This is a genomic window from Serratia myotis (assembly GCF_027474885.1).
In the GTDB taxonomy this organism is placed as follows: Bacteria; Pseudomonadota; Gammaproteobacteria; order Enterobacterales; family Enterobacteriaceae; genus Serratia; species Serratia proteamaculans.
The window spans coordinates 3,938,383-3,962,439 of record NZ_CP099707.1 but is presented as its reverse complement, the minus strand read 5'-3'; the positions used below and the strand labels follow the sequence as shown (position 1 = coordinate 3,962,439).

At 54.8% G+C, this 24,057-nt stretch carries 21 protein-coding genes and 6 tRNA genes; 12 read left to right on the top strand and 15 right to left on the bottom strand.

What is annotated here, in order from left to right:
- Window positions 1-3 precede the first annotated feature (3 nt).
- The 4 genes from NHG65_RS18770 to NHG65_RS18755 all read right to left on the bottom strand — a co-directional run bounded on the left by NHG65_RS18770 (window position 4) and on the right by NHG65_RS18755 (window position 393).
- Window positions 4-79, bottom strand: a tRNA-Lys gene (locus tag NHG65_RS18770).
- 7 nt (window positions 80-86) lie between these two features.
- A tRNA-Val gene (locus tag NHG65_RS18765) sits at window positions 87-162 on the bottom strand.
- A 39-nt stretch (window positions 163-201) separates the two neighbouring features.
- A tRNA-Val gene (locus NHG65_RS18760) sits at window positions 202-277 on the bottom strand.
- Between the two features lie 40 nt (window positions 278-317).
- Window positions 318-393, bottom strand: a tRNA-Val gene (locus NHG65_RS18755).
- Window positions 394-685: 292 nt separating this feature from the next.
- Between NHG65_RS18755 and gltX the strand changes: the two genes are divergently transcribed.
- Window positions 686-2,095, top strand: coding sequence for a glutamate--tRNA ligase (gene gltX, locus NHG65_RS18750; protein ID WP_099063667.1), 1,410 nt, complete (start codon window positions 686-688; stop codon window positions 2,093-2,095).
- A gap of 72 nt (window positions 2,096-2,167) precedes the next feature.
- Here the strand turns inward: gltX and NHG65_RS18745 are convergent, their stop codons facing one another.
- Entirely contained in the window at window positions 2,168-2,953 is a 786-nt protein-coding gene (locus NHG65_RS18745) for a formate/nitrite transporter family protein (RefSeq protein WP_499182538.1), read from the bottom strand.
- Between the two features lie 307 nt (window positions 2,954-3,260).
- On the opposite strand from NHG65_RS18745, the gene NHG65_RS18740 reads away from it, so the two are divergent.
- Window positions 3,261-3,336: transfer RNA gene (locus NHG65_RS18740), tRNA-Ala, on the top strand.
- Between the two features lie 60 nt (window positions 3,337-3,396).
- Window positions 3,397-3,472, top strand: a tRNA-Ala gene (locus NHG65_RS18735).
- A 125-nt stretch (window positions 3,473-3,597) separates the two neighbouring features.
- On the opposite strand, the gene NHG65_RS18730 is transcribed toward NHG65_RS18735, so the two are convergent.
- Complete coding sequence (locus NHG65_RS18730; protein WP_099063669.1) at window positions 3,598-4,785, bottom strand: NupC/NupG family nucleoside CNT transporter; 1,188 nt, start codon at window positions 4,783-4,785, stop codon at window positions 3,598-3,600.
- Window positions 4,786-5,163: 378 nt separating this feature from the next.
- Between NHG65_RS18730 and NHG65_RS18725 the strand changes: the two genes are divergently transcribed.
- Window positions 5,164-6,396 carry an Nramp family divalent metal transporter gene (locus NHG65_RS18725; RefSeq protein WP_112348763.1) on the top strand — a complete coding sequence of 411 codons (1,233 nt, stop codon included), beginning with the start codon at window positions 5,164-5,166 and terminating at the stop codon, window positions 6,394-6,396.
- Between the two features lie 44 nt (window positions 6,397-6,440).
- Here the strand turns inward: NHG65_RS18725 and NHG65_RS18720 are convergent, their stop codons facing one another.
- Both NHG65_RS18720 and mgrA read right to left on the bottom strand, forming a co-directional pair.
- Entirely contained in the window at window positions 6,441-6,851 is a 411-nt protein-coding gene (locus tag NHG65_RS18720) for a DUF2502 domain-containing protein (protein WP_085117959.1), read from the bottom strand.
- 230 nt (window positions 6,852-7,081) lie between these two features.
- Complete coding sequence (gene mgrA / locus NHG65_RS18715; RefSeq protein WP_499182537.1) at window positions 7,082-8,071, bottom strand: L-glyceraldehyde 3-phosphate reductase; 990 nt, start codon at window positions 8,069-8,071, stop codon at window positions 7,082-7,084.
- Window positions 8,072-8,319: 248 nt separating this feature from the next.
- Here mgrA and NHG65_RS18710 point away from each other — a divergent pair, with 248 nt between their 5' ends.
- Complete coding sequence (locus NHG65_RS18710) at window positions 8,320-9,981, top strand: alpha-keto acid decarboxylase family protein (protein ID WP_499182536.1); 1,662 nt, start codon at window positions 8,320-8,322, stop codon at window positions 9,979-9,981.
- On the opposite strand, the gene NHG65_RS18705 is transcribed toward NHG65_RS18710, so the two are convergent.
- Window positions 9,957-10,847 (bottom strand): LysR family transcriptional regulator, encoded by an 891-nt coding sequence (locus NHG65_RS18705; protein WP_099063674.1) that lies wholly within the window; start codon window positions 10,845-10,847, stop codon window positions 9,957-9,959. The two genes, NHG65_RS18710 and NHG65_RS18705, sit on opposite strands and share 25 nt — an antisense overlap.
- 157 nt (window positions 10,848-11,004) lie before the next feature.
- On the opposite strand from NHG65_RS18705, the gene NHG65_RS18700 reads away from it, so the two are divergent.
- Both NHG65_RS18700 and NHG65_RS18695 read left to right on the top strand, forming a co-directional pair.
- Window positions 11,005-11,457, top strand: a complete 453-nt coding sequence (locus NHG65_RS18700) for a multidrug/biocide efflux PACE transporter (RefSeq protein WP_112348768.1) — start codon at window positions 11,005-11,007, stop codon at window positions 11,455-11,457.
- A gap of 66 nt (window positions 11,458-11,523) precedes the next feature.
- Window positions 11,524-12,216, top strand: coding sequence for an aspartate/glutamate racemase family protein (locus NHG65_RS18695; RefSeq protein ID WP_499182535.1), 693 nt, complete (start codon window positions 11,524-11,526; stop codon window positions 12,214-12,216).
- On the opposite strand, the gene NHG65_RS18690 is transcribed toward NHG65_RS18695, so the two are convergent.
- The gene (locus NHG65_RS18690; protein ID WP_219016718.1) at window positions 12,213-13,460 is read right to left on the bottom strand and encodes an ion channel protein; all 1,248 of its coding nucleotides are present in this window, start codon (window positions 13,458-13,460) and stop codon (window positions 12,213-12,215) included. The two genes, NHG65_RS18695 and NHG65_RS18690, sit on opposite strands and share 4 nt — an antisense overlap.
- A gap of 341 nt (window positions 13,461-13,801) precedes the next feature.
- Between NHG65_RS18690 and glk the strand changes: the two genes are divergently transcribed.
- On the top strand, window positions 13,802-14,767 hold the full coding sequence (gene glk / locus NHG65_RS18685; RefSeq protein ID WP_099063704.1) for a glucokinase: 966 nt from the start codon (window positions 13,802-13,804) through the stop codon (window positions 14,765-14,767).
- Between the two features lie 97 nt (window positions 14,768-14,864).
- Here the strand turns inward: glk and NHG65_RS18680 are convergent, their stop codons facing one another.
- On the bottom strand, window positions 14,865-15,380 hold the full coding sequence (locus NHG65_RS18680; RefSeq protein ID WP_413502840.1) for a DUF4823 domain-containing protein: 516 nt from the start codon (window positions 15,378-15,380) through the stop codon (window positions 14,865-14,867).
- Between the two features lie 184 nt (window positions 15,381-15,564).
- Entirely contained in the window at window positions 15,565-16,791 is a 1,227-nt protein-coding gene (locus tag NHG65_RS18675) for an L-lactate MFS transporter (RefSeq protein ID WP_262260015.1), read from the bottom strand.
- Window positions 16,792-17,189: 398 nt separating this feature from the next.
- Between NHG65_RS18675 and NHG65_RS18670 the strand changes: the two genes are divergently transcribed.
- The gene (locus NHG65_RS18670; RefSeq protein ID WP_499182534.1) at window positions 17,190-17,522 is read left to right on the top strand and encodes a DUF2502 domain-containing protein; all 333 of its coding nucleotides are present in this window, start codon (window positions 17,190-17,192) and stop codon (window positions 17,520-17,522) included.
- 10 nt (window positions 17,523-17,532) lie between these two features.
- Here NHG65_RS18670 and NHG65_RS18665 read toward each other — a convergent pair whose 3' ends face one another.
- The 3 genes from NHG65_RS18665 to NHG65_RS18655 form a co-directional block, all read right to left on the bottom strand.
- Window positions 17,533-18,267 (bottom strand): LytR/AlgR family response regulator transcription factor, encoded by a 735-nt coding sequence (locus NHG65_RS18665; RefSeq protein WP_099063680.1) that lies wholly within the window; start codon window positions 18,265-18,267, stop codon window positions 17,533-17,535.
- Window positions 18,264-19,955 (bottom strand): LytS/YhcK type 5TM receptor domain-containing protein, encoded by a 1,692-nt coding sequence (locus tag NHG65_RS18660; RefSeq protein WP_499183494.1) that lies wholly within the window; start codon window positions 19,953-19,955, stop codon window positions 18,264-18,266. The genes NHG65_RS18665 and NHG65_RS18660 overlap by 4 nt, the downstream gene beginning before the upstream one ends.
- A gap of 109 nt (window positions 19,956-20,064) precedes the next feature.
- Window positions 20,065-21,309 carry a DUF1479 domain-containing protein gene (locus tag NHG65_RS18655; protein ID WP_499182533.1) on the bottom strand — a complete coding sequence of 415 codons (1,245 nt, stop codon included), beginning with the start codon at window positions 21,307-21,309 and terminating at the stop codon, window positions 20,065-20,067.
- Window positions 21,310-21,497: 188 nt separating this feature from the next.
- Between NHG65_RS18655 and NHG65_RS18650 the strand changes: the two genes are divergently transcribed.
- The 3 genes from NHG65_RS18650 to NHG65_RS18640 all read left to right on the top strand — a co-directional run bounded on the left by NHG65_RS18650 (window position 21,498) and on the right by NHG65_RS18640 (window position 24,015).
- Entirely contained in the window at window positions 21,498-22,037 is a 540-nt protein-coding gene (locus NHG65_RS18650) for a GNAT family N-acetyltransferase (protein ID WP_099063682.1), read from the top strand.
- 121 nt (window positions 22,038-22,158) lie between these two features.
- Window positions 22,159-23,379 carry an alanine transaminase gene (gene alaC / locus NHG65_RS18645; protein WP_112348774.1) on the top strand — a complete coding sequence of 407 codons (1,221 nt, stop codon included), beginning with the start codon at window positions 22,159-22,161 and terminating at the stop codon, window positions 23,377-23,379.
- Window positions 23,380-23,490: 111 nt separating this feature from the next.
- Window positions 23,491-24,015, top strand: coding sequence for a cytochrome b (locus NHG65_RS18640; protein ID WP_499182532.1), 525 nt, complete (start codon window positions 23,491-23,493; stop codon window positions 24,013-24,015).
- The last annotated feature ends 42 nt before the right edge of the window (window positions 24,016-24,057 follow it).

Below are 24,057 nucleotides of genomic sequence, written 5' to 3'. Positions count from 1 at the left end.
TAGTGGTGGGTCGTGCGGGATTCGAACCTGCGACCAATTGATTAAAAGTCAACTGCTCTACCAACTGAGCTAACGACCCGCAGAAGTGGTGGGTGATGACGGGCTCGAACCGCCGACCCCCTCCGTGTAAAGGAGATGCTCTACCAACTGAGCTAATCACCCACTTCAGAACTTCCGGGTACTGCCAAACAAGAGAATGAGTGGTGGGTGATGACGGGCTCGAACCGCCGACCCCCTCCGTGTAAAGGAGATGCTCTACCAACTGAGCTAATCACCCTCATTCTTCTCATTTCTTACTGCTTTACTGCTCAACAAGATGGTGGGCGATGACGGGCTCGAACCGCCGACCCCCTCCGTGTAAAGGAGATGCTCTACCAACTGAGCTAATCGCCCCGTCTTGTTGGAGTCGCATTATAGGGATAGTTGAAAGTGAGTCAACGGTTTTTAAAATGATTTCAATCGTTCGCCGCAAATTTAAACAGGATGAGATATTTATAGCCCGCAATGACGGATCTTTGCACATTGTTATGCGAAACCTGCCGCAGAGATAACGAAATCAGGGGCAGCAATATCGTGTCAGCGTTGAGGAATTAGCGCGTGGTGGTACAATGTTGCCCACTTTTTTAAATTCCGAGCAATCGTCGGCAACCGCCGACACGCGTTGCGTAATAAGGCAGTGAACCCAATGAAAATCAAAACCCGTTTTGCACCGAGCCCAACCGGCTATCTTCACGTCGGTGGCGCCCGTACTGCGCTTTACTCCTGGTTGTTCACCCGCCATATGGGCGGTGAGTTCGTTCTGCGTATCGAAGATACCGATCTGGAACGTTCAACCCAGGACGCTATTGACGCAATTATGGATGGCATGAACTGGTTAAACCTGGATTGGAACGAAGGCCCGTACTTCCAGACCAAGCGTTTTGACCGCTATAACGCGGTGATTGACGACATGCTGGTGCAGAATACCGCCTATAAATGCTATTGCTCGAAGGAACGTCTGGAAGCGCTGCGTGAAACGCAGATGGAAAACGGTGAAAAACCACGTTACGACGGTCATTGCCGTGACAGCCAGTGCAGCCATACCGACGACGAACCCTACGTGGTGCGTTTCCGTAACCCGCAGGAAGGCTCGGTTATCTTCGATGACAAGATCCGTGGCCCGATCGAATTCAGCAACCAGGAGCTGGATGACCTGATCATTCGCCGTACCGACGGTTCACCGACCTATAACTTCTGCGTAGTGGTGGATGACTGGGATATGGAAATCACCCACGTGATCCGCGGCGAAGACCACATCAACAACACCCCGCGTCAGATCAACATTCTGAAAGCGCTGGGCGCGCCAGTACCGGAATACGCGCACGTTTCGATGATCCTCGGTGACGACGGCAAAAAACTGTCGAAACGCCACGGTGCGGTAGGCGTAATGCAGTATCGTGACGACGGCTACCTGCCGCAGGCGCTGCTGAACTATCTGGTGCGTCTGGGTTGGTCCCATGGCGATCAGGAAATCTTCTCTATTGATGAGATGAAAGAGTTCTTTACTCTGGAAGCGATCAACAAATCTGCCAGCGCCTTCAATACCGAGAAGCTGCAGTGGCTCAACCACCACTACATTAACCATATGCCTGCCGAAGAAGTGGCGGTGCACCTGGCGTGGCATGTTGAGCAACTGGGTATTGAAACCCGCAACGGTCCTGAGCTGAAAGATATTGTTAAGCTGCTGGGCGAGCGTTGCAAAACGCTGAAGGAAATGGCCGAGTCCTGCCGTTACTTCTACGAAGACTTCAGCGAGTTCGACGCTGATGCTGCCAAGAAACACCTGCGTCCGGTTGCACGCCAGCCGCTGGAGGCAGTACGTGCCAAACTGGCTGCTATCACTGCCTGGACCCCGGAAAACGTGCATGACGCCATTCAGGGCACGGCTGATGAGCTGGGTGTAGGTATGGGCAAGGTCGGCATGCCGCTGCGCGTAGCGGTGACCGGTGCCGGTCAGTCACCGGGTATGGATGTTACCGTTCATGCTATTGGTCAGAAACGTTCTCTGCAGCGCATCGACCTGGCGCTGGCTTTCATTGCCGGGCGTGAAGCTTAAGGCTGATAGTTTCCCAGCCTGTGAATGAAAAAGCCCCGTGGAGCAATCCCGGGGCTTTTTTATCGGTGTCGATCAGGCCTGTTCGCTGGCCGGAACGGCGGGGCGGTAGGCGAGGAAATACATCAGGCCGACGAAGCCTGCGCCGCCCAATGCGTTACCGAGAAACACGGCGGTGAAGTTGGGCAGATACTGGCTCCAGCTCATGCCACCGGCAAAGATGGCCGCCGGGATAATGAACATGTTCGCCACCACGTGCTGGAAACCGATAGCGACGAAAGCCATCACCGGGAACCACATACCAATCACCTTACCCGGCACGTCTTTGCTGGCAAAGGCCAGCCACACCGCCAGACACACCAGCCAATTACAGCCGACGCCGGAAATAAATGCGTGCAGGAAGTCAGCATCCACTTTGGCTTGCGCGATGGACAAGGTTTTGTGCAGGAATGTCCCTTCTGTCAGGCCAAGCAGGTGGCCAAAGAAATAGGCAACGGCCACGCTGCCGGCCAGGTTGGCCAGAGTGACCCAGAACCAGTTGCGCAGAATGGCAAACAGCGATATTTGGCGGGCAAACCAGGCCATCGGCAGAGTCATCATATTACCGGTCAGTAACTCTCCTCCGGCCAGAATTGTCAGGATCAGGCCGATCGGGAACACGGCGGCGCCCAGTAATGCCCCAAACGAGCCCCATTCGGCTGGCAGGGTGCCGATCACATGGATATCCAGCAGGAAGCCGGTAGCGATAAAGGCACCGGCGAGAAAGCCCAGAATGAGCAGATTGGCGAGTGGCGCCTGGCTTTTGTTTACGCCGGCCTGAATGGCTAACGCAGCGATTTCTTTTGGTGAATGCAACGACATAACTGACTCGGTTTATAGTTGTGGATTTTACGACGCGGGCAGTCTATGCCTGTGGGGATGATGACTCAAGCGTATTTCGCTAACATTCCATTAAATAAAAATCAACACAATGGGTAAGGTTTTTTGTATTTTGTGAGATGACCAGGGTAATGGCTGATTTTCACCCGTCCTGGCGATTTTTTAGCGTGAAACGCGCTGATTTGGCGGCTTTTTCAGCGCTTGATCGAGTAATTCAATTTAGCCGTTGACAGTGTTTCAGGGGTTTCATATTATGCGCCCCGTTCACAGGATTTTGTGATTGTGGATTGGGGCTATAGCTCAGCTGGGAGAGCGCTTGCATGGCATGCAAGAGGTCGACGGTTCGATCCCGTCTAGCTCCACCAACCTTTATCTCAGAAGGGTTGGGGAATACCGTAACGCCGGTTAAAGCGTACCACTTTTGTGGGGCTATAGCTCAGCTGGGAGAGCGCTTGCATGGCATGCAAGAGGTCGACGGTTCGATCCCGTCTAGCTCCACCACCATTTAAAAAGCCGACCTCAGGGTCGGCTTTTTGCTTTCTGTCTTTCCTCCTCCATCCCGAACACCGAATTACAGGCATTAAAAAAGGCCGCCGAAGCGACCTTTGTCTCACTGAGGTTTCGGCTTAGCCCAGAACCAGGCCTGCGATGGACGCAGACAGGATGCTGACCAGCGTAGAACCGTATACCAGCTTCAGACCAAAGCGGGACACCACATTGCCCTGATGTTCGTTCAGCCCTTTAATCGCACCGGCAACGATACCGATGGAAGAGAAGTTGGCGAAGGAAACCAGGAACACCGACAGGATCCCCATGCTGCGAGGAGAGAGTTCAGCAGAGATTTTCTGCAGTTCCATCATCGCCACGAATTCGTTGGAAACCAGTTTGGTCGCCATGATGCTGCCTACCTGCAACGCTTCGTGCTTAGGAATACCCATAATCCAGGCGAATGGATAGAAGAAGTAGCCCAGGATTTCCTGGAAGCTCAGGCCGAAGATGGCGCTGAACAGGCCGTTGAGCGCGGCGATCAGGGCGATAAAGCCGATCAGCATCGCAGCAACGATAATAGCTACTTTAAAACCAGCCAGAATGTATTCACCCAGCATTTCGAAGAAGCTCTGGCCTTCGTGCAGATTGCCCAGATGCAGTTCTTCTTCTTTACTGGTGTCATACGGGTTGACCAATGACAGCACGATAAACGTGCTGAACATGTTCAGTACCAGCGCGGCGACCACAAACTTGGCATCCAGCATGGTCATGTAAGCACCGACGATGGACATGGAAACCGTAGACATCGCGGTTGCTGCCATGGTGTACATGCGCTTTTCTGACATCTTGCCCAGAATATCTTTATAGGCAATGAAGTTTTCAGACTGGCCCAGGATCAGCGAGCTGACGGCGTTGAAGGATTCCAGCTTGCCCATACCGTTTACTTTTGACAGCACGGTACCAATAATGCGGATGATAAACGGCAGTACTTTAATGTATTGCAGAATACCGATCAGCGCAGAAATGAAGACGATCGGGCACAGTACCTTCAGGAAGAAGAAGGCCAGACCTTTATCACCCATACCGCCGAATACAAATTCAGTCCCTTGCCCAGCAAACCCGAGCAGCTTGTCAAACAGCGCTGCGAATCCTTTTACAAAGCCTAAACCCGCTTCCGAATGCAGGAAGAAATAGGCCAGCAGTACTTCAATAACCAACAGTTGTATAACGTAGCGAATGCGGATGCTTTTACGATCGCGGCACACTAACAGTGCCAGAACCGCAACCACCACTAACGCCAACGCAAAGTGCGCAATATGGGACATGTTTGCTCCAAACTTGAGGCAGGCTGAATTTCGGATGTCATTTTATGTAACGCCACGTTTAAAAACGAGAGGTCTATTGCAAATATGGAAAGTCATAGTGGGATATGTCTTAAATTAGTACGGTAAAGCATAAAAAATCAAGAGCTTAATGAAACCATATGAAATTCCTATTCCTGTGCTAATTCCATTATAAGACCGATTGTGCTCTGAATCAGGCTCGGCAGAGTACGGAAAATATCCATCTACCCGCTAAACCTTTCGTTAAACCCGTGGTTTTTCTCTATCGCAGAGATAAGTATTACCGCTCCAAATGCACTTGATAATTATTATCATTTACATAAAATAACCTCAGGCTTAATAGAAGTAAGGGTTCAGAGCATGCTGAACAGTCGCGTGGTAGAGACCACTCAGCGCCCATCCAGAAAGATCAAACTCTCCCTGATGGGGCCCGCATTTATCGCGGCTATCGGCTATATCGACCCTGGCAATTTCGCCACCAATATCCAGTCAGGGGCTTCTTTTGGCTATACCCTGCTGTGGGTGGTGGTGTGGGCCAATGTGATGGCGATGCTGATCCAGCTGTTGTCCGCCAAACTGGGCATTGCCACCGGTAAAAACCTGGCGGAGCACATTCGCGATCGTTTTCCACGCCCAGCGGTCTGGGCCTATTGGGTGCAGGCAGAAATCATTGCGATGGCGACCGATCTGGCCGAGTTTATTGGTGCGGCTATCGGTTTCAAACTGCTGTTGGGCGTAACGCTGCTGGAAGGGGCGATCCTGACCGGTATTGCCACCTTCCTGATCCTGATGCTGCAAAAACGTGGGCAAAAACCGCTGGAATGGGTGATTGGCAGCCTGCTGCTGTTTGTCGCCCTGGCTTATATGGTGGAGCTGGTGTTCTCCCAGCCGCAGTTGGGACCGTTGTTAAAAGGCATGGCGCTGCCGGATTTGCCGAACGGCGATGCGGTGTTTCTGGCTGCGGGCGTACTGGGCGCTACCATTATGCCGCACGTGATTTATCTGCATTCGTCGTTAACCCAGGCCGCTGGCGAGAATTCAAAGGCAGATCGCTACGCTGCTACCAAGTTCGATGTCGCCATTGCCATGACCATCGCCGGGTTTGTTAATCTGGCGATGATGGCCACCGCCGCCGCGGCCTTCCATTTTAATGGTCATAGTGGCGTCACCGATCTCGACCAGGCCTATCTGACGCTGCAACCTTTGCTGGGTCAGGCGGCAGCGACCATTTTCGGGCTGAGCCTGGTGGCTGCCGGGCTGTCTTCTACCGTGGTGGGCACGCTGGCGGGGCAGGTGGTGATGCAGGGGTTCGTGCGCTTTTACATTCCGCTGTGGGTACGCCGCGTGGTCACCATGCTGCCGTCATTTATCGTGATTATGCTGGGGATGGACGCTACGCGCATTCTGGTGCTAAGCCAGGTGCTGCTGAGTTTCGGGATTGCCCTGGCACTGGTGCCATTGCTGTCGTTCACTGGTAATCGTGAGTTGATGGGCGAGATGGTGAACAGCCGTACCATACAGACGATGGGTAAGCTGATCGTGGTGGTAGTGGTGGGGTTGAACGGTTATTTGCTGGTCAGCAGCCTGCTGTGAGCTCCTGTTAAATGAAAGGCCGGCATGATGCCGGCCTTTTGCTGTTAGTCGTCGTGGTCGCCATGACCACGGTGACCGTGATCGCGGTCATCATGGCGACGATCTTTCCAGTGGTGTTTATCATGATGCTTGTAGTAGTGCTTATCGTATTTGCGATAGCGGCCTTCATGATAGTAATAATTTTTGCGCCAGTAGTCGTTGTCGCGCCAGCGATAACCGTCCCAGTTGTAACCCCGGCGGTTGCGATCGCCCAGGTAGCGGCCCTGATGGCCCTGCCACCAGTCGCGGTCACGCCAGTCATAACCGTCCCAGTAACGGCCACGGTTGTCTTGTTCACCGATACGTAATGACACGCCCGGCATCAGATCAATACTGAGGCCGTCCGCCTGGGCTTGCTGCATGACAGGCACCGTTGACACCACCAACAGGGCGGCCAATAACAGAGGTTTAAACATGAATTCTCCTTTCCGCCGCAGCGGGTTGGCCGGTTTTATAAGTAATGAAGCGCGTTCATCAGTTTATAAAATGGCCTTATAGTTTTACCTGCAATAGCGGCATCTTAGCCTGTGGGGCTAGGGTTGAATCTTAGAGAGATTCTGAAAAGCGGTGTGGAGCAGTTGATTTAAGATTTGTCTGGCGAGGATAGACGATCGCCGGCGTGGGATCCGGCGATCATTGTAACCGATTACACTAATATTTGTTCGATCTGGGCAATTTCGGCATCGCTGAAGCTGCGGTTAGCCAGCATGCCTACCGCGTCTTCAATCTGACTGGTCTTGCTGGCACCAATCAGTACCGAAGTGACGCGATCGCCGCGTAATACCCAGGCCAGTGCCATTTGCGACAGCTTTTGCCCACGCTGTTGCGCCAATGCATTGAGTCGACGCACTTTTTCCAACTTATCGTCGGTGAGCTGACCGGGCTGCAGAAACTGACTGCCGCTGGCGGCGCGCGAATCTTGTGGAATACCGTGCAGATAGCGATCGGTCAGCAGACCACCGGCCAGTGGTGAGAAGGCAATGGAACCTACGCCGTGTTCTTCCAGCGTATCCAGTAACTCGGGTTCAACCCAGCGTTCGAACATCGAGTATTTGGGCTGATGGATCACGCAAGGCGTGCCGAGTTTTTGCAGAATGCGAAACGCTTCGCGTGCACGGTCGGCCGGGTAGTTTGATAGCCCGACGTACAGTGCCTTGCCCTGACGCACCAGCAAATCCAGCGCGCCCATGGTTTCTTCCAGCGGCGTATCCGGATCGGGACGATGGTGGTAGAAGATGTCCACGTACTCCAGCCCCATGCGTTGCAGGCTTTGATCCAGGCTGGCGACCAGATACTTTTTCGATCCCCAGTCGCCGTAAGGGCCAGGCCACATGGTGTAACCGGCCTTCGAGGAGATAATCAGTTCATCACGCCAGGGCTTCAGGTCCGCGTTAAGAATACGGCCGAAGTTTTCCTCGGCGGAACCGGGAGGCGGACCATAGTTGTTGGCCAGATCAAAGTGGGTAATACCACGATCGAACGCGCAGTGGATCAGCTTGCGCGCATTGTCATACAGCGTGGTGTCGCCAAAGTTATGCCACAAGCCGAGAGAAATGGCCGGCAGTTTCAGGCCGCTACGGCCGCAGCGGCGGTATTCCATATTTTGATAACGCGAAGAATCAGCCTGGTAGAGCATAGGAACCCTTTTCAGCAGAGGTGGAATGAATTTTAGTGTATGCGTTTCCATAGCCTTTGTCAGAGTCGCCGATCACGCTTAATCGCCATAACGTTATAAATACAACTTATGAGGTATAACTTATGCCTGCCAAGGGTGCGTCGATGTAACGCTGGGTTGCCAATCCCTTTTTAAACACAAAGCTCGAAATTCATACCACATCTTCGATACTTAATACTGACAATCTCAACTGTTGGCAGGTGATGATCATGAATAAAACCTATAGGGTGGCCGATTACCTACTCGATCGTTTGGCTCAGATCGGTATCCGACATTTCTTTGGCGTGCCCGGGGACTACAACCTGCAGTTTCTCGATCATGTCATCGCTCATCCGCAGATCACCTGGGTAGGCTGTGCTAACGAGCTGAATGCCGCCTATGCCGCAGATGGTTATGCACGCTGTAAACCGGCTGCCGCTTTACTGACCACTTTTGGCGTGGGTGAACTGAGCGCGGTCAACGGCATTGCCGGCAGCTACGCTGAGTACTTGCCGGTGATCCACGTAGTGGGTGCCCCCACATTACGTGCCCAGCAGGCTGGAGATTTATTGCACCATTCTCTGGGCGATGGCGATTTCGGCCACTTTGCCCGTATGGCGAAAGAGGTCACCGTCGCGCAGGCCAGCCTAACCGCCGACAACGCCGAAGCAGAAATAGATCGGCTGCTGACCATCGCGTTGTTTGAGCATCGTCCGGTTTATCTGCTGTTGCCGAGTGAGGTGGCAGAAGCGCCGCTGGCATCCCGACCGGCACCGCTGATGCTGCGGCAGGCCCATTGTTCTCAGGTGTCACTACAAGCCTTTATCGCCGCCGCGCGGGAAATGCTGCTGCCGGCCAAGCGGGTCTCCCTGCTGGCGGACTTTCTGGCGGAACGCTTTGGGGCTGAGAAGGTGCTGGCACAGTGGATGAATGAGGTTGATATGCCACATTCAACCCTGTTGCTTGGCAAGAGCGTATTGGATGAAACCCATGCCTGTTTTACCGGCACCTATGCCGGTGCGGCCAGCGATCTGCAGGTGAAGCAACTGATTGAGGGCGCCGATGTCGTCATTAACGTCGGCGTGCGTTTTACCGATACCATTACCGCTGGCTTCACTCATCATCTGCCGGCGGAGAAATGCATTGATATTCAGCCGTTTGAAGCACGGGTAGGGCAGCAAGTCTTCAGCCAGATCCCAATGCGAGACGCGGTCATTGCGTTGCACCAGTTGACGCTGACGCTGGTAAAACAATGGCAATTACCGGCGATTAAACGCCCGGTATTACCGGATCCGAACGGCAGTGGTTTGGATCAGCACGGTTTTTGGCAACAGATGCAGGACTTTCTGCGGCCGGGCGACATTGTGATCGCCGAGCAGGGCACGGCCTGTTTTGGTGCTGCGGCGCTTAGCCTGCCGCAGGGCTGTCGGTTTATCGTCCAGTCGTTGTGGGGGTCTATCGGTTATACCCTGCCGGCGGCATTCGGTGCCCAGACGGCGGAGCCGGACCGTAGGGTGGTGCTGTTAATCGGCGACGGTTCGGCACAGCTCACCGCGCAGGAGCTGGGCTCGATGCTGCGCGACGGGCTGAAACCGGTGATTTTCCTGCTCAATAATGACGGTTATACCGTTGAGCGGGCTATCCACGGCCCGCAACAGCGTTACAACGATATCGCCCAGTGGAACTGGACGCAGTTGCCGCAGGCGTTAGCCGGCGAACATCAGGTGAAAACGCTGCGGGTTACTGAACCGGAACAGTTGCGCCAGGCGCTGAGAGAAGTCGGCGACAGCCCGCAACTGGCTTTTGTGGAAGTGGTGCTGCCAAAGATGGATATTCCCGAATTGCTGGATACCGTCTCGCGCGCCATTCAGTCGCGTAACGCGGCGGCCTGATCCGTCGCGTTCTCCAGCAGGCGTTCCAGCAACCAATACCCCGCCGGCCCTGGCGGGGTCAGTTTCGACCAAACCGCATCCACTGAAATCAGCTTCGGCCATCCGCGTGGCTTAAGTTCGGTTAATTTGTCATGGCCATATTGCCGCACCAGCCAGTTCGGCAATGTGGCCCAACCGACCCCTTGCTCGGCCATTTCCAGCAGCATCAGGTAACTGGGTGCCGACCAGACCCGGCCCTGAGGACGGGACGCACCGGCGCCGGTGTAGGTGTTCAGATAGAGTTGGCGGGTGCTGGACAGTTGTTCCGGCGTGGGGGAAGGCGTCTGCGCCAGCGGGTGCGAGTGGGTGACGAACAGCCCCATCTCCGTCTGTTCCGGCAGCCGTGCAAAGCCGATATCCGGTGGATAGCTGGCCTGCACTTCCACCATACCCAGATGCGCACGGCCACTTTGCAACAGATCCAACACGTCGCCGTCCTCGGCGATCATGCACTCCAGCTCTATATCCTGATAGCGTTGTTCAAAGTGCTGCATCAGGCGATCGTGGTGGGTGGGCTGGTAGGTATCGGAAAAAACGATGGTCAGGCGGGGTTCTATATTGTCCGCCAGCCGAATACTCAGCGCGTCGAGTCGTTCGCTGGCCGTGAGAATGTCCTGCACATGGGCCAGCACTTTGTGGCCGGCGGCGGTTAAAACCGGCTGACGCGCCTGGCGATCAAACAGGATCAGCCCGAGATCGGCTTCCAGATTGGCGATCGCGGTACTGACAGTGGACTGACTTTTGCGCAGCTTGCGCGCGGCGGCTGAGAAAGAACCGAGGGCGGCGGCCTCAACAAACGCCTGTAGGGCTTCGGGAGAATAGCGCATGATGTATCTACTTTATCGATGGAACCTATTTTTAATCTACCCAAAAAATCGATGATAATCACCTGAGTTTATTAGGGGGCGAATATATTCGCTCCAATTTATGCGGGCGCGGCATGCAGCGCCCCTACAAATTCATAAGGGATAAAACAGGTGATGTATGCAACTGCAAAACAAGTCTTTCATTGAACGTATCGTCCACGCCGTCGGTTTCGAAGCCATTGCCGTGATGGTCTGCGCCCCGTTGGGCGCGTGGTTGTTGAACCGTTCGATGGTACAGGTCGGTGCGTTGGCGGTGATGTTGTCCACCGTCGCCATGGTATGGAACATGGTTTATAACACCGTTTTTGACCGCCTGTGGCCGGTGGGCCGCGTGGTGCGTAATCTTAAGGTGCGGGTGTTTCATGCCCTGGGCTTTGAGGCCGGTTTTGTGTTGATCGGCGTGCCCATTGCCGCCTGGATGCTGAGCATTTCTTTAGTACAGGCGTTTATGCTGGAGATCGGCTTCTTCCTGTTCTTCCTGCCGTACACCATGTTCTATAACTGGGCGTACGATACCCTGCGTCAGCGTTGGTTTGAGGCTCGTCAGCCGGTCAACTCTTCCGCTAAATAAGGCGTCGTCATCCCTGCGATTCTCAGGTAATGTCGGATAATTGCAGCAATGACTGAGGAGCAAACGATGAAAGTGTTGGGCCTGCTGGGCGGCATGAGCTGGGAATCGACCATTCCTTATTACCGCATGATCAATGAACAGGTTAAGGAGCGACTTGGCGGCCTGCATTCGGCCAAAATCGTGCTCTACAGCGTCGATTTCCACGAGGTGGAACGCTTGCAGCATCAGGGCGATTGGCAGGGGGCGGGGCAACTGCTGGCTGCCGCTGCGGCCTCACTGCGTGCTGCGGGGGCACAGGCCATCGTCATTTGTACCAACACCATGCACAAGGTAGCGGATGCGGTTGAACAGGCCAGCGGCTTACCGCTGATCCACATCGCCGACGCCACGGCGTTGCAGGTGAGTCAGCAGGATATTCGCCGCGTCGGGCTGCTCGGCACGCGTTTTACCATGGAACAAGAGTTCTATCGTGGGCGACTGCAGGAAAAGTATGGCATTGAGGTGGTCACCCCGGTGGCGGCCGATCGCGATATTGTGCACCGCATTATTTATGAAGAGCTGTGCCTGGGGAAAATCCGTGATGCGTCGCGCGATGAGTATCGCCGCATTATCGGCAATCTGGAACAGCAGGGCGCTCAGGGGATTATTTTCGGCTGCACCGAAATTGGTCTGCTGGTTGGCGCGCAGGATGCGTCAGTGCCGGTATTTGACACCACCGCTATCCATGCGCGCGCAGCAGCAGAATATTCGCTAGCCTAATTGTCGTGCGGCGGTTGGAGTTTACCCACCAGCATCAGCGGTTTGCCCGCCAGCACCAGCCAGGCGGGCAGCATCACCACACACAGCACCGGTAGCAGGTGCAACTCCGGCACCACCGCAACGGCCATAAACAGGCTGAGCCAGCCGTCACGCGTGACCACCAGCACCAACCCCATAATGGCGCAGGAGACGGTAATGGCCGCCGGCACCGCCGGAACATGCTGATGCAGCATCAGGCCCAACGCCACCCCGACAAACACTGCCGGGAAGATGCGCCCACCACGAAAACCGCTGGCGGCAGCAATCACCAGTGCCGCCAGTTTGGTCAGCGTGATCAGCAGCAGTTCCGTGACCGAAAAATTCTCGCCGATCGCCAGCCGCTTCATTTCATCCAGCCCTTTAAACAGGGTGACCTCGCCGCCGATTAATGCCAATAGCCCGAGCACAAAGCCGCCCAGCCCCAGCATCAGTACTGGGTTCTTGATCGAATGGAACAGGCGATGGATATGCGGAAAACTCCACAGCGCCACCATGCCCAGCGCGATGGCGATCAGCGCGACGATAGATCCACTGAAAATATCCGTCAGCCGGGTAACGCCATAGGCATCAAGCTGCAGGGTAAAGTTCGGGGTGAAAAAGAGTTGGGTGGTGACCGCACCGGCTGCTGCTGCCATCAGCGGGGCAAACAGCCGATCCCACAGCGGCACATCATTATTGCCCGCCAGCGTTTGTGAAAAGATCAGCGCAGCGGCGACCGGAGTGCCGAACAGTGCGCCGATGGTGCCGGCTGCGGCCAGAATAATCCAGTCCATGCGCGGGACTCTCGGCAGCAGACGTGAACCGATTGCCACCACCAACGCGATATTGATGGCAGTGATCGGGTTTTCCGGCCCCAGGCTGACGCCACCCACCAGGCCAACGATCAGCGCCAACGCAAGACCGGGCACCGCCGACAAGGGCAGAGGCATGCCGATCAGCGATTCCGTTGCCGGGTCTGGCCCCGCATGGCCGGGCATATAGCGGATAATTAACCCGACGGCGACGCCGGTCAGCGTCAGAATGCCGATCAACCACCAGGGCGACTGGGTGTCGATATTCATAACCGCGGGAATATTCACCCACAGCAGCCGCTGCAGTGCATCGGCGAATTTCATCACCAGAATGAGCACCAGGCTTGAAGCCGAACCGATAACGAGAGCGGGCAGAGCGAAAGCCAACATGGCATTGGCGCGCGGGTGCAACATGCGGGGATCCCTTGTTAATGGCCCCGGATGGCAGGGCGAACGGGTGATTGAATTGTGACCACAGCTTGCCAGACAATCAGCACTCTGGCACGCAAAGAAATTTCCGGCCAGGCCTGGGGCCACAGCCGATTAATAGTGCCTTTCTGTGTTGATGGTTAACAGCCGTGGTAGCGCGTTTTTTGCCGCAATTTGTTTCAAATCGCCCTGAAAGGGATGGGCTGAAATGTTTTTTGTGATCTGGATCGCTAATGGATGGCCGCGTGAAGGATGGTGATTGTTGTTTTTGCAGCGGGATTTTACAGTGTGGGCAGCTTTCAATTATTCATTCCGCGGAGAAGATACTGATGACTTATGCCCTCGTAGGTGATGTAGGCGGCACCAATGCCCGCCTGGCGTTGTGCACTGTGGCGACGGGTGAAATTACCCAGGCGAAAACCTATTCCGGCCTGGAGTTTGACAGCCTGGAGGCGGTGATCCGCCAATATTTATCCGAGCAGGATATTCAGGTGCAGGACGCCTGTATTGCCATTGCCTGCCCGGTCACTGAAGACTGGGTAGCGATGACCAACCATACCTGGGCGTTCTCGATCAAAGAGATGAAGGCCAGCCTGGGGCTGAGCCACCTGGAAGTGATCAACGACTTTACCGCCGTGTCGATGGCGATCCCGATGCTGTCGCAAGACGACGTGTTGCAGTTCGGCGGTGGCAGCGCGCAGAAAGACAAGCCGATTGCAGTGTATGGCGCCGGTACCGGTCTGGGGGTGGCGCATCTGGTGCACGTTAACCGTCGCTGGGTGAGCCTGCCGGGCGAGGGCGGCCATGTGGACTTCGCACCGAACAGTGAAGAAGAAGATATCATTCTGGAGGTGTTACGCGCCGAAGTGGGCCATGTGTCTGCCGAGCGTGTGCTGTCCGGGCCGGGGCTGGTCAATCTCTACCGCGCTATCGTTAAGTCGGATAAGCGCCTGCCGGAAAAGCTGGAGCCAAAGGACATTACCGAGCGCGCACTGGCCGACAGCTGCATTGATTGTCGCCGCGCCTTGTCGCTGTTCTGCGTCATTCTAGGGCGTTTCGGCGGCAATTTGGCGCTGAGCCTGGGCACCTTTGGCGGCGTTTATATTGCCGGGGGCATAGTGCCGCGCTTTATGGAGTTCTTTAAAGCCTCTGGCTTCCGTGCGGCGTTCGAGGATAAAGGGCGTTTCAAAGATTACGTGCACGACATTCCGGTATTTATGATCACTCACGGGCAACCTGGCCTGCTGGGTGCCGGCGCTCATCTGCGTCAAACGCTGGGCATGCATCTGTAATGCATAATCCCGGCAAAACAGCGGTATGCTGATTTGCCGGGATTATTTGTACCAAGATTATTGTGGGGGGGGGGACGAATCTTGGCGGTAAGTTCACTTAATACAGACTGGAGATATACGCGTTAACGGGTTCAGGCAATAAGTCTTGTGGATGGTCACCTCCAAATGTTGCCCATTTGCTTTTCCCGCTAATAATTGTTGAAGCAACTCTAGTATTTGATTCTGCATTGTATATGGTGATTTTTACTTCTATTTTGTCAGGTATGCCGGACCATTCAGTAGCTCTGTCTTCCCAGTGTAATATCTGTGGGATTACGTAATACCCACGACTAATTGGGTGATTACTCTTCAGGCAAGCAGTGTCCTCGCAATCTGTGAAAACACTCACGTTATCTGAGTGTTGCAAGAATGCGGCTTTAACAGCCGTTGCTGTAGCATTACCCGAACCTGCGTAATTATGCGTTTCATATGCGCCATCAGCAGGTTTCGCTATGACTACGGGGGTATCTTTAATTAAAAGCTCTGTGTTTTTTTGGATGTTATTTGTGTTGTATTTGGCTGAGCAACCAGTCAGCAATAATATTGCAGAAGAAAACAGTAATAAACTTTTCACTTCCCTATCCTCGACATTGAATTCCGCTCATCATAACAATGTTTTACAAACCCAGAACAATAATTATTAATTTCTTTGCTAATTATTTTTTGTTGGGCCAATTACTATTATTTCGCTATCAATATCTCTACTATAAAAAAAGGGGCGCAACCGTTAAGTTGCGCCCCTTTTATCGTTTGAGGAGTTAGGCTTTTGCCAGCTCCGTCTGCGGGAAGTGTTCTTCTTCCTGCGCTACCGCCTTCGGTGCCTTGATGAACAGGGTGATTATCAGAGAAGCCACTGACAACACGCCAATCACGATGAAGGTGGCATGGAAGCCGCCGAAGTATTTGGCGACAAACGAACCGGCCAGTGCGCCCAGACCGAAGCCCTGATAGATGATGCCGTAGTTTTTGCTGTGGTTTTTCAGGCCGAAGAAGTCACCGACAATCGCTGGGAACACGGTGATGTTGCCACCGAAGCAGAAGGCGACGGCGCCGACGCAGATGAAGAACAGCGTGTGGTTCAGGGTAAGGAAGCTCAGTGCCACAATCGCCAGTACGGTAACCAGCATGGTGAAGCTGATGACGCGCATGCGGCCCACTTTATCGGACAGCGTACCCAGAATGATACGGCCCGCAGTGTTGAAGATGGCGACGGCAGAAACGGTGTTGGCGGCAGTAGCTAAATCCATTCCGGCCAGTTGCACGCCCATGTCTTTGACGATACCAATCAGGTACAAGCCACTCATACAGGCCGCGAAGAAAATGATGAACAGCAGGTAGGCTTCTTTGGTGGCCAGCATCTGGCGCACGCTGTAGTCATTGCCCAGGCCGTGGGTGCCTTGTTGTGCAGAGTTGTTCACCAGTACCGGTTCTTTCAACAGCAGGGAGCCGAACACGATCAGCGCCATTACAATGGCACCCCAGTAGAAGAAGGCGGAGGACACGCCGACGTCGGCAATCAGTGCGGCGTTAACGTATTTGAACAGCAGGCTACCGGTACCGAAAGCCCCGACTGAGATACCGGAGATCAGCCCTTTGTTGGCCGGGAACCACTTGATCAGGTTAGACAGGGTAGAGATGTAAGCGATACCGACCGCGAAACCGACCACTACGCCGGCCAGCAGATAGACCATATTCAGTGAGCTGACGTAGGCGCTGGCCATCAGGCCCAGACCCACCAGGATACCGGAGCACAGCGTCAGGTTGCGGATACCGAAACGTTCCTGCAGTTTGCCGGCAAACAGCGTGGCGAAAGCCAGGAAGAAGCTGGTGATGGAGAAGGTGGTGGCGACGTCGCCTAGGCCCCAGTGGAACTTATCGACCAACGGCTGGTTGAACAGGCTCCAGGTATAGATAGTACCGAGACCCATCTGGCAGATGATGGTCCCCAGAACGATTAAGCTGCGATTTGCCGGTTTGGTGTTCATGGCCGGACTCCTTCCTGTGTGTGCATTGCCGGGCGTTAGCCGTTGGCGGAAATTTGCGGATAGCGTCTAAGGCCCCGCGGTATGGGCTTATTATAAGGCTGGTAATACCACTGGACGGCGGATCGGGAATGAGTTGCACAAGGGAAGGAATGAAATGCATCAGAAGGCGCATGAGTTGCCGTTTTTTGCGCTTAAAAGGGCGTGAAATGCGGCGGGTGCCACGTGATCTATATCAAGAATGTTAGCGATTTATCGCCGATCACCCGGCGGTGATTGTGGTTGAATTGTGAAGGATCTGTGTGAAAGGCGTAAATGGGCATTGTTCCTATAGAGCGGCGGCTGGCGCAGATCTATGTTATCTGCGAACGGACGGGTTCCGCTCTGCAGGAGTCGTTGAGATGAAGAAAATACTGTTGTTACTAGCCGCACTGCTGTCGCTACCGTTGGTGAGCCACGCAGTCGTATCGATTGGCGTCAATGTACCGGGCCTTTCATTGCACATTGGCGATCGCGATAATCGTGGTCACTATTGGGACGGCGGTCGCTGGCGCGATCCGCGTTGGTGGTCTGAACACCGTGGCTATGAACGCCCACGCGGTTATTACTATGGTCCGCCACCACGGGTGATTTATTACGGCCCGCCACGACGCGAATGGCGCGACCGCCCGCATTACCGTATGCCACCACCACCGCCGCCGGGCTATTACTATCGCCCGGGGCCACGCTGGTAACGGCTGGCGATTATAAACGCATCAGTTTGCGAAACTCTTTTACCTTGCTGCGGCTGACCGGCACTTCAAAATCCAGATCGCTCAGCCGCAGAATATAGGTGTTGTTGAACCAGGGGACGATCTCGCGAATTTTTGACAGATTGACGCAGTAAGAACGGTGGCAGCGGAAGAAATGTTCTTCAGGCAGACGACCGTAAAATTCGCTGAGGTTCATCGGCATCACAAACTCTTCGCGTCGGGTATACACCCGTGTCACTTTCTCATCGGCGGCAGCATAGTAAATGTCGTTGATGTCGGTAACGATAATCCGCTCGTCTTTGATCAGGTTAATGCTATGGCTGCTGCGGTTCGGTGCGCTGGCCTGTTCCGGCAGGCTGGCGGGGCGGTTATGCAGCGCCTCCAGCTTTTGCAGCATGGTGACGATACGCGCTTCGTGATAAGGCTTGAGGATGTAGTCAAAGGCCTCGATTTCGAAGGCTTCCACCGCATGCTCTTTATAGGCGGTGATGAACACAATAGAAGGGCGATGGGCGAATTTGCTGATGTTCTGCGCCAGTAATACCCCATCCAGCGACGGGATATTGATGTCGAGGAAAATGGCATCGACCTGATGGTTCTGCAGGTATTTCAGCACGTCCAGCCCGTCTTCGAAGGTGGCTTCGATAACGATATTGCTGTGTTTTTTGATCAGATAGCTGAGTTCTTCCTGCGCGAGGAACTCGTCTTCAACGATGATGGCTTTCATGAGGGTTCCCCGGCCGGCAGTGCGTTGTTCTCTACCGGCAGTTTGCCGCCATTTTTGCTGATATAAAAGGCAATTTCGGTGCCCGGCTCCAGGCGACGAATGCGCAACCCTTCACCGTACAGCAGGGACACCCGGTGATGCACATTCAGCAGGCCGATGTTGTGCCCAGGCATCTCGTTGCGCGCTACCCGTTCGATGACCTGCGGGTCAATGCCGTGGCCGGTATCTTTGATCGAAATCCTGACCCGGTCCCCCTGATCTTTCACCGCAATCACCACCACCCCCTTGCCTTTGCAGGGTTGAATGCCGTGCACGATGGCGTTCTCCACCAGCGGCTGGATCAGCAGGCTGGGGATGCGCACCGAGATATCGTCATCGATGTCATAAATCACCGTCAGCTTGGCACCGAAGCGCGCCTGCTCGATGGCGATATAATCCTGAATTTGGTGCAATTCCTTGCGAATGTCGATCAACTCGTCGTTCAGCTCCAGGTTATAACGCAGGTAGCGGGACAGGTTGATAATCAGTTGGCGCGCGGTGTCCGGATTGATGCGGATCGAGGACGAAATGGCATTCAGCGCGTTGAACAGGAAGTGCGGGTTGATCTTGCTTTGCAGAGCGCGCATTTCCGCTTTGTCTGCCATCTGCCGCAGATGTTCAATGCGCGACACCTCCATTTGGGTGGAGATAATCTGCGACAGGCCCACTGCCATCACCTTCAGCGTATTGGTGATCTGGTGTGCATGACAGTAGTAAATTTTCAGCGCGCCGGTCACTTCGCCTTTTTCCCACAGCGGGATCACCAATTGCGAGTGGATCTGCGGCGTGGCCGGGTTTTCCAGATTATTTTTGATGATGATCTTGCCGTGCCGGATGCTTTCACGGGTCACCCGGCTCAGCCCTTCACGGCCGATCGGGTAAGCCTCTTCACCCACGCCGACATAGGCCTGTACCTGATGGGTATCGGTGATAGCCACCGCATCGGCCTGAATGTCCTGGCGAATAATGTCACAGATGGTGGCCAGCGATTCACTGTTGATATTGCGGAAATACGGCAGCGTTTTGCGGGCAATATCCAGCGCCAGTTTGGCCTGCCGGGCGGCGATCACTTCTTTTTCATCTTCCACGCTCTGCACCAGCAGCACAATCAGACCGATGCACACCGTACCGAGGATCATCGGCAGCGCGATTTTGGAGACGATATCCAGCCCCAGTTCGGTCGGCTTGGCCCACAGCACAATCAACAGCATGGTCAGGCATTCGCACAGCATGCCGCCGATGATCCCGGCGCGCCAGCGCTGCTCTTTTTTCACCTTCAGGTTGATATAGCCGGCGCTGATACCGGCAATGATGCTGGTGATCAGGCAGGGAACCGAGGTAATGCCATCGATATCGATCAGATAACGGTGCACCCCGGCGATGATACCGGTAATGATCCCCACCCAGGGGCCGAACAGGATACCGCCGGCCATGATGGCGATCACCCGCACGTTGACCAGCGAGCCTTCAACATTAACGCCGGAATAGGTGCTGAACAGCGCAAACAGCGAGAAGATGGCGGTGACCATGCCCAGTTCCAGCGGCGTATGGTCTTCTTTTTGCAGCAACTGGCGGAACAACCGGGTGCGGGTGAGGAAAAACAGGCAGATCAACATCAACGCGGCGCGATCAAATACCGCTAACAGCATTTCAAAAAAAGGGTGCACGACGGGCTCTCGCTGCGGCGGAAAGATGCGGGGAGTATATCACAGCGAATTGGCCCCGTGGCGGCCGGGCGGCGCGCCACGGGGAACGGCGCTATTTGATGCCCAGTTGTTCCTTGCCGAGCGGTGTCAGCAGTTCAAGCGTGGCGCGGCCGATGAAATCCACTTCGAAATCGTCGGGGGCGAAATCCGGCGGGGTTTTACCGGCAATAAAGCTGGGCAGTTGGCGCTGCAGATAGGTATCGTTTTTCTCGCAGCCCGGCGCAGCAGCGATATACATTACGTTGCTGTCGAACTCGCCGTTATGCTCGTTTTCCACCGCGTGGATCACGTCGCAATGCCAGAAAACCGTGTCGCCCGGTTCTAAATCGGGAATAGGGGAAATCCCACTGATTAAAAGGGGATGCCATTTTTCGGAGATCGACAGCGCACGGCCCGGGGCGGCATCGCACAAATCGTCGTCGGCGACGTCATCCTGTAACGCACGCAACAGCACGTAGGCCATGGCGTTGGCAATCGGGACCAGATTCAGCGTGCCGGCGTGGGTGCGCTGTGGCGTCAGTGCCGTCCATCCCTGGAAGGTACGGAACATTGAGCACACCGCCGGTGATGCGATTTCACGGACTTCGGTGCGCCCGTCGGCGGCAAAGGGATCATAATCCTGCCAGTTGCCAGAGAACACGTGGCGATAAACGTAGCGGAAGTTCTCATCCAGCCAGCGCTCAATGGTGCCGCTGTCTACGTGTGGCGACAGGCCGAGTGACGAGGAGTTCGGTGGGCGGCGGCGGGTGCGATCGGCGTAGGTGGCCACGCGCGTTGGGTCAAAATGCTGTTTGCCGTTGCTCTCGGTTTCCCACAGGCTGTTGAGGAACACTTGCACCGCGTGCATGCGGGCGTCCTGACGGGCTTCCACCTGCGGTTTGGACCAGTAAATACCGTAGATTTGCGGCTTGCTGGCGGCCAGTTTGCCAAAGTAATTGTCTTCGGCGGCCCCTTTCAGGCGTTCGACGAAGTTGTTGCGCTCGAGATAGTCGCCGATTTCCTGGTTCCAGGCTGCGGCCTTGTCGCGGGGGAACACGCCACGAATGGCACAGGCACCGCGCTGTTTGATCAGCGCTTTTTGCTGCTCGCTGACGCGTTGTTGCAGGATATCTTCGGCATTGACTTGCGGCACCGGACTTTGACCGGCGGCCAGTTCCCGGCGGATTTGTTCAACCTGCTGGCGGATGTTTTCTTCCAGCGCCAAAAAGGTCTCACGGTAATCAGGCAATGCCTGGCGGAGCTGCTGTTTGACGGTTTTAATTGTGCCTGGAATATCGTCAATCTGTAAGGAAGCCATGGTGTTCTCCTCGCGCTGCGGATGGGCAACGACGGACGGTTGTAGGTGACCGGGTAAGGCGTTATGGTTTTGTTGTTTTGACGTTAATGATTATCTGGATTTAATAGGGGAAAATAAAGGGATATCTTTCATTCGTAACTTCCTTATTTTCGTTTTTCGGAGCTCCCCGTTTTTAGGAGATAAAAGCAATGAAGTTGGTCACTGAGCGTTTGACCCTGGAGTCGCTGACGGCCGACGACTGGCCGCTGTTTTTAAGCCTGTATCAGGATCCTGATGTGATCCGTTACATCTCCGACCCGTACTGCGAGGAAGGTATCCTCAGTCGTTTCGAGGCCCGTTTACCAACCTGGGACAAGCATTTGGATCAATGGTTGTGCCTGGTGTTGCGAGAGAAAGAAAGTGGAGAAGTGGCTGGCATGACCGGTTTTCGCTCGATGTGGCTGCCTTACCAACAGGCGGAAGTGGGATACGCCTTGCTGCCGTCCGCGCAAGGTAAGGGCTATGGCAAGGAATCACTGCGTGCAGTGCTGGATTTTGGTTTTAACGCCTGTGGTTTCCATAAGCTGACTGCCACGGTGACCGAGGGCAATATCGCTTCGCGCCGGTTGCTGGAGTCTTGTGGCTTCTTGTTGGAAGGTACGCTGCGCGATAACTACCGGCTGGCGGGGCAGTGGCGTGATGACTGGCAGTTCGGGCTGTTGGCCAGGGAGTTTAAGGCCGGAAAATAAAAAAGTTGTGCCGGGTATCGACAACCCTGCTGAAGCTGGGATATGTTCAATATCCGGTCAATCTTTAGGTTGGCCAGCGTCGCTCGGATGGTCCGGGCGCTAACGTCTCTTCGAGGTATCTATGGCTGATAATAGTCCGCAACGCCGTTTCACGCGTATTGAACGTCTTCCCCCTTATGTATTCAACATCACCGCCGAACTGAAGATGGCTGCACGCCGTCGTGGCGAGGATATTATCGATTTCAGCATGGGTAACCCCGACGGGCCAACGCCGCCGCACATTGTGGAAAAACTCTGCACCGTTGCCCAGCGTGACGACACCCACGGTTATTCCACTTCGCGGGGTATTCCGCGTTTACGTCGTGCTATTTCACGCTGGTACGCCGACCGATACCAGGTGGAGATCGATCCCGAAAGCGAAGCCATTGTCACCATAGGTTCAAAAGAAGGGCTGGCACACCTGATGCTGGCGACGCTCGACCACGGCGATACCGTACTGGTGCCGAATCCGAGCTATCCGATCCACATTTACGGTGCGGTGATTGCCGGCGCCCAGGTGCGTTCGGTGCCTTTGGTGGAGGGCGTGGATTTCTTTGGTGAGCTGGAGCGCGCCATTCGTGAAACCATCCCTCGTCCGAAAATGATGATCCTCGGCTTCCCGTCGAACCCGACCGCCCAGTGTGTGGAACTGGACTTTTTTGAACGCGTAGTCGCGCTGGCCAAGCAATACGACGTGCTGGTGGTTCACGATCTGGCCTATGCCGACATTGTGTATGACGGCTGGAAAGCACCCTCGATTATGCAGGTGCCTGGCGCCAAGGACATCGCGGTGGAGTTTTTCACCCTGTCTAAAAGTTACAATATGGCGGGCTGGCGTATCGGCTTTATGGTCGGTAACCCGGAGTTGGTCAACGCGCTGGCGCGCATCAAGAGTTACCACGACTACGGTACCTTTACGCCACTGCAGGTGGCCGCCATAGCTGCGCTGGAAGGCGATCAGCAGTGCGTGCGGGATATCGCGGAACAGTACCGTCAGCGCCGCAATGTGCTGGTGAAAGGGCTGCATGAAGCGGGCTGGATGGTGGAAAACCCGAAGGCTGCGATGTACGTCTGGGCCAAAATTCCCGAGCCTTATGCGCATCTCGGTTCACTGGAGTTTGCCAAACGCCTGTTGGCAGAGGCCAAGGTTTGCGTATCGCCAGGTATCGGCTTTGGTGACTACGGTGACACCCATGTGCGTTTCGCGCTGATAGAAAATCAGGATCGCATCCGTCAGGCGGTACGCGGTATCAAAGCCATGTTCCGGGCGGATGGGTTGATCAAACCGAGCACCACCAAATAATTGCTTCAGGCCGGCGCATTCGCACCGGCCTTTTTTCTCGTCGCTAAGGTTTTCTTCATCATTTACCCACTATGATCCAATAAGATTTTCTTTATTTATCAGGATGAGTGTATGGGTAACCGTTATGCAAAATCACAAATTGTGTTGCACTGGCTGACGCTACTGATGGTGATCCTCACCTATGCGGCGATGCTGTTAAAGGATTCGGTGCCGGATAACCTGGTATCGCTGGTAAAAAATCTGCATTTTAACTTTGGCCTCGCGGTCTTTTTGCTGATGTTCATCCGGCTGGGGTTACGTCGGCGATATGGCACGCCGGCCACCACACCGCCGCTTGAAGAATGGCAGGAATGGGGCGCCAAAATTTTCCACTGGCTGCTGTATCTGCTGTTCCTGGCTTTACCGGTGCTGGGGGTGTTGACGCTGGCTTACGGCGGGAAGGAGTGGGTGCTACTGGGTTGGCAGGTGCCGCAGTTCGTTACGCCGGATCCCCTGCTGCGTCGGTTCATCAAAAGTACTCATGAGACCCTGGCCAATACCGGTTATTTCATCATTGGTGCACATACGCTGGCGGCGCTTTACCACCATTATCTGCGCAAGGATGACACCTTACGCCGCATGATGCCGGGCAAATAGCCCAGATTCAGAAACAACAAAGGGGCGCTGGTGCGCCCCTTT

Coding starts and splice junctions, on each gene's coding strand:
- NHG65_RS18695 (WP_499182535.1), top strand. CDS start 11,524: ATGAAAGTGTTGGGCCTGCTGGGCGGCATGAGCTGGGAATCGACCATT.
- mgrA (WP_499182537.1), bottom strand. CDS start 8,071: ATGCTCTACCAGGCTGATTCTTCGCGTTATCAAAATATGGAATACCGC.
- NHG65_RS18640 (WP_499182532.1), top strand. CDS start 23,491: ATGGGTAACCGTTATGCAAAATCACAAATTGTGTTGCACTGGCTGACG.
- NHG65_RS18670 (WP_499182534.1), top strand. CDS start 17,190: ATGAAGAAAATACTGTTGTTACTAGCCGCACTGCTGTCGCTACCGTTG.
- NHG65_RS18700 (WP_112348768.1), top strand. CDS start 11,005: ATGCAACTGCAAAACAAGTCTTTCATTGAACGTATCGTCCACGCCGTC.
- alaC (WP_112348774.1), top strand. CDS start 22,159: ATGGCTGATAATAGTCCGCAACGCCGTTTCACGCGTATTGAACGTCTT.
- NHG65_RS18710 (WP_499182536.1), top strand. CDS start 8,320: ATGAATAAAACCTATAGGGTGGCCGATTACCTACTCGATCGTTTGGCT.
- NHG65_RS18655 (WP_499182533.1), bottom strand. CDS start 21,309: ATGGCTTCCTTACAGATTGACGATATTCCAGGCACAATTAAAACCGTC.
- NHG65_RS18675 (WP_262260015.1), bottom strand. CDS start 16,791: ATGAACACCAAACCGGCAAATCGCAGCTTAATCGTTCTGGGGACCATC.
- NHG65_RS18730 (WP_099063669.1), bottom strand. CDS start 4,785: ATGTCCCATATTGCGCACTTTGCGTTGGCGTTAGTGGTGGTTGCGGTT.
- NHG65_RS18745 (WP_499182538.1), bottom strand. CDS start 2,953: ATGTCGTTGCATTCACCAAAAGAAATCGCTGCGTTAGCCATTCAGGCC.
- NHG65_RS18650 (WP_099063682.1), top strand. CDS start 21,498: ATGAAGTTGGTCACTGAGCGTTTGACCCTGGAGTCGCTGACGGCCGAC.
- NHG65_RS18720 (WP_085117959.1), bottom strand. CDS start 6,851: ATGTTTAAACCTCTGTTATTGGCCGCCCTGTTGGTGGTGTCAACGGTG.
- gltX (WP_099063667.1), top strand. CDS start 686: ATGAAAATCAAAACCCGTTTTGCACCGAGCCCAACCGGCTATCTTCAC.
- NHG65_RS18665 (WP_099063680.1), bottom strand. CDS start 18,267: ATGAAAGCCATCATCGTTGAAGACGAGTTCCTCGCGCAGGAAGAACTC.
- NHG65_RS18690 (WP_219016718.1), bottom strand. CDS start 13,460: ATGTTGCACCCGCGCGCCAATGCCATGTTGGCTTTCGCTCTGCCCGCT.
- NHG65_RS18705 (WP_099063674.1), bottom strand. CDS start 10,847: ATGCGCTATTCTCCCGAAGCCCTACAGGCGTTTGTTGAGGCCGCCGCC.
- NHG65_RS18725 (WP_112348763.1), top strand. CDS start 5,164: ATGCTGAACAGTCGCGTGGTAGAGACCACTCAGCGCCCATCCAGAAAG.
- NHG65_RS18660 (WP_499183494.1), bottom strand. CDS start 19,955: ATGCTGTTAGCGGTATTTGATCGCGCCGCGTTGATGTTGATCTGCCTG.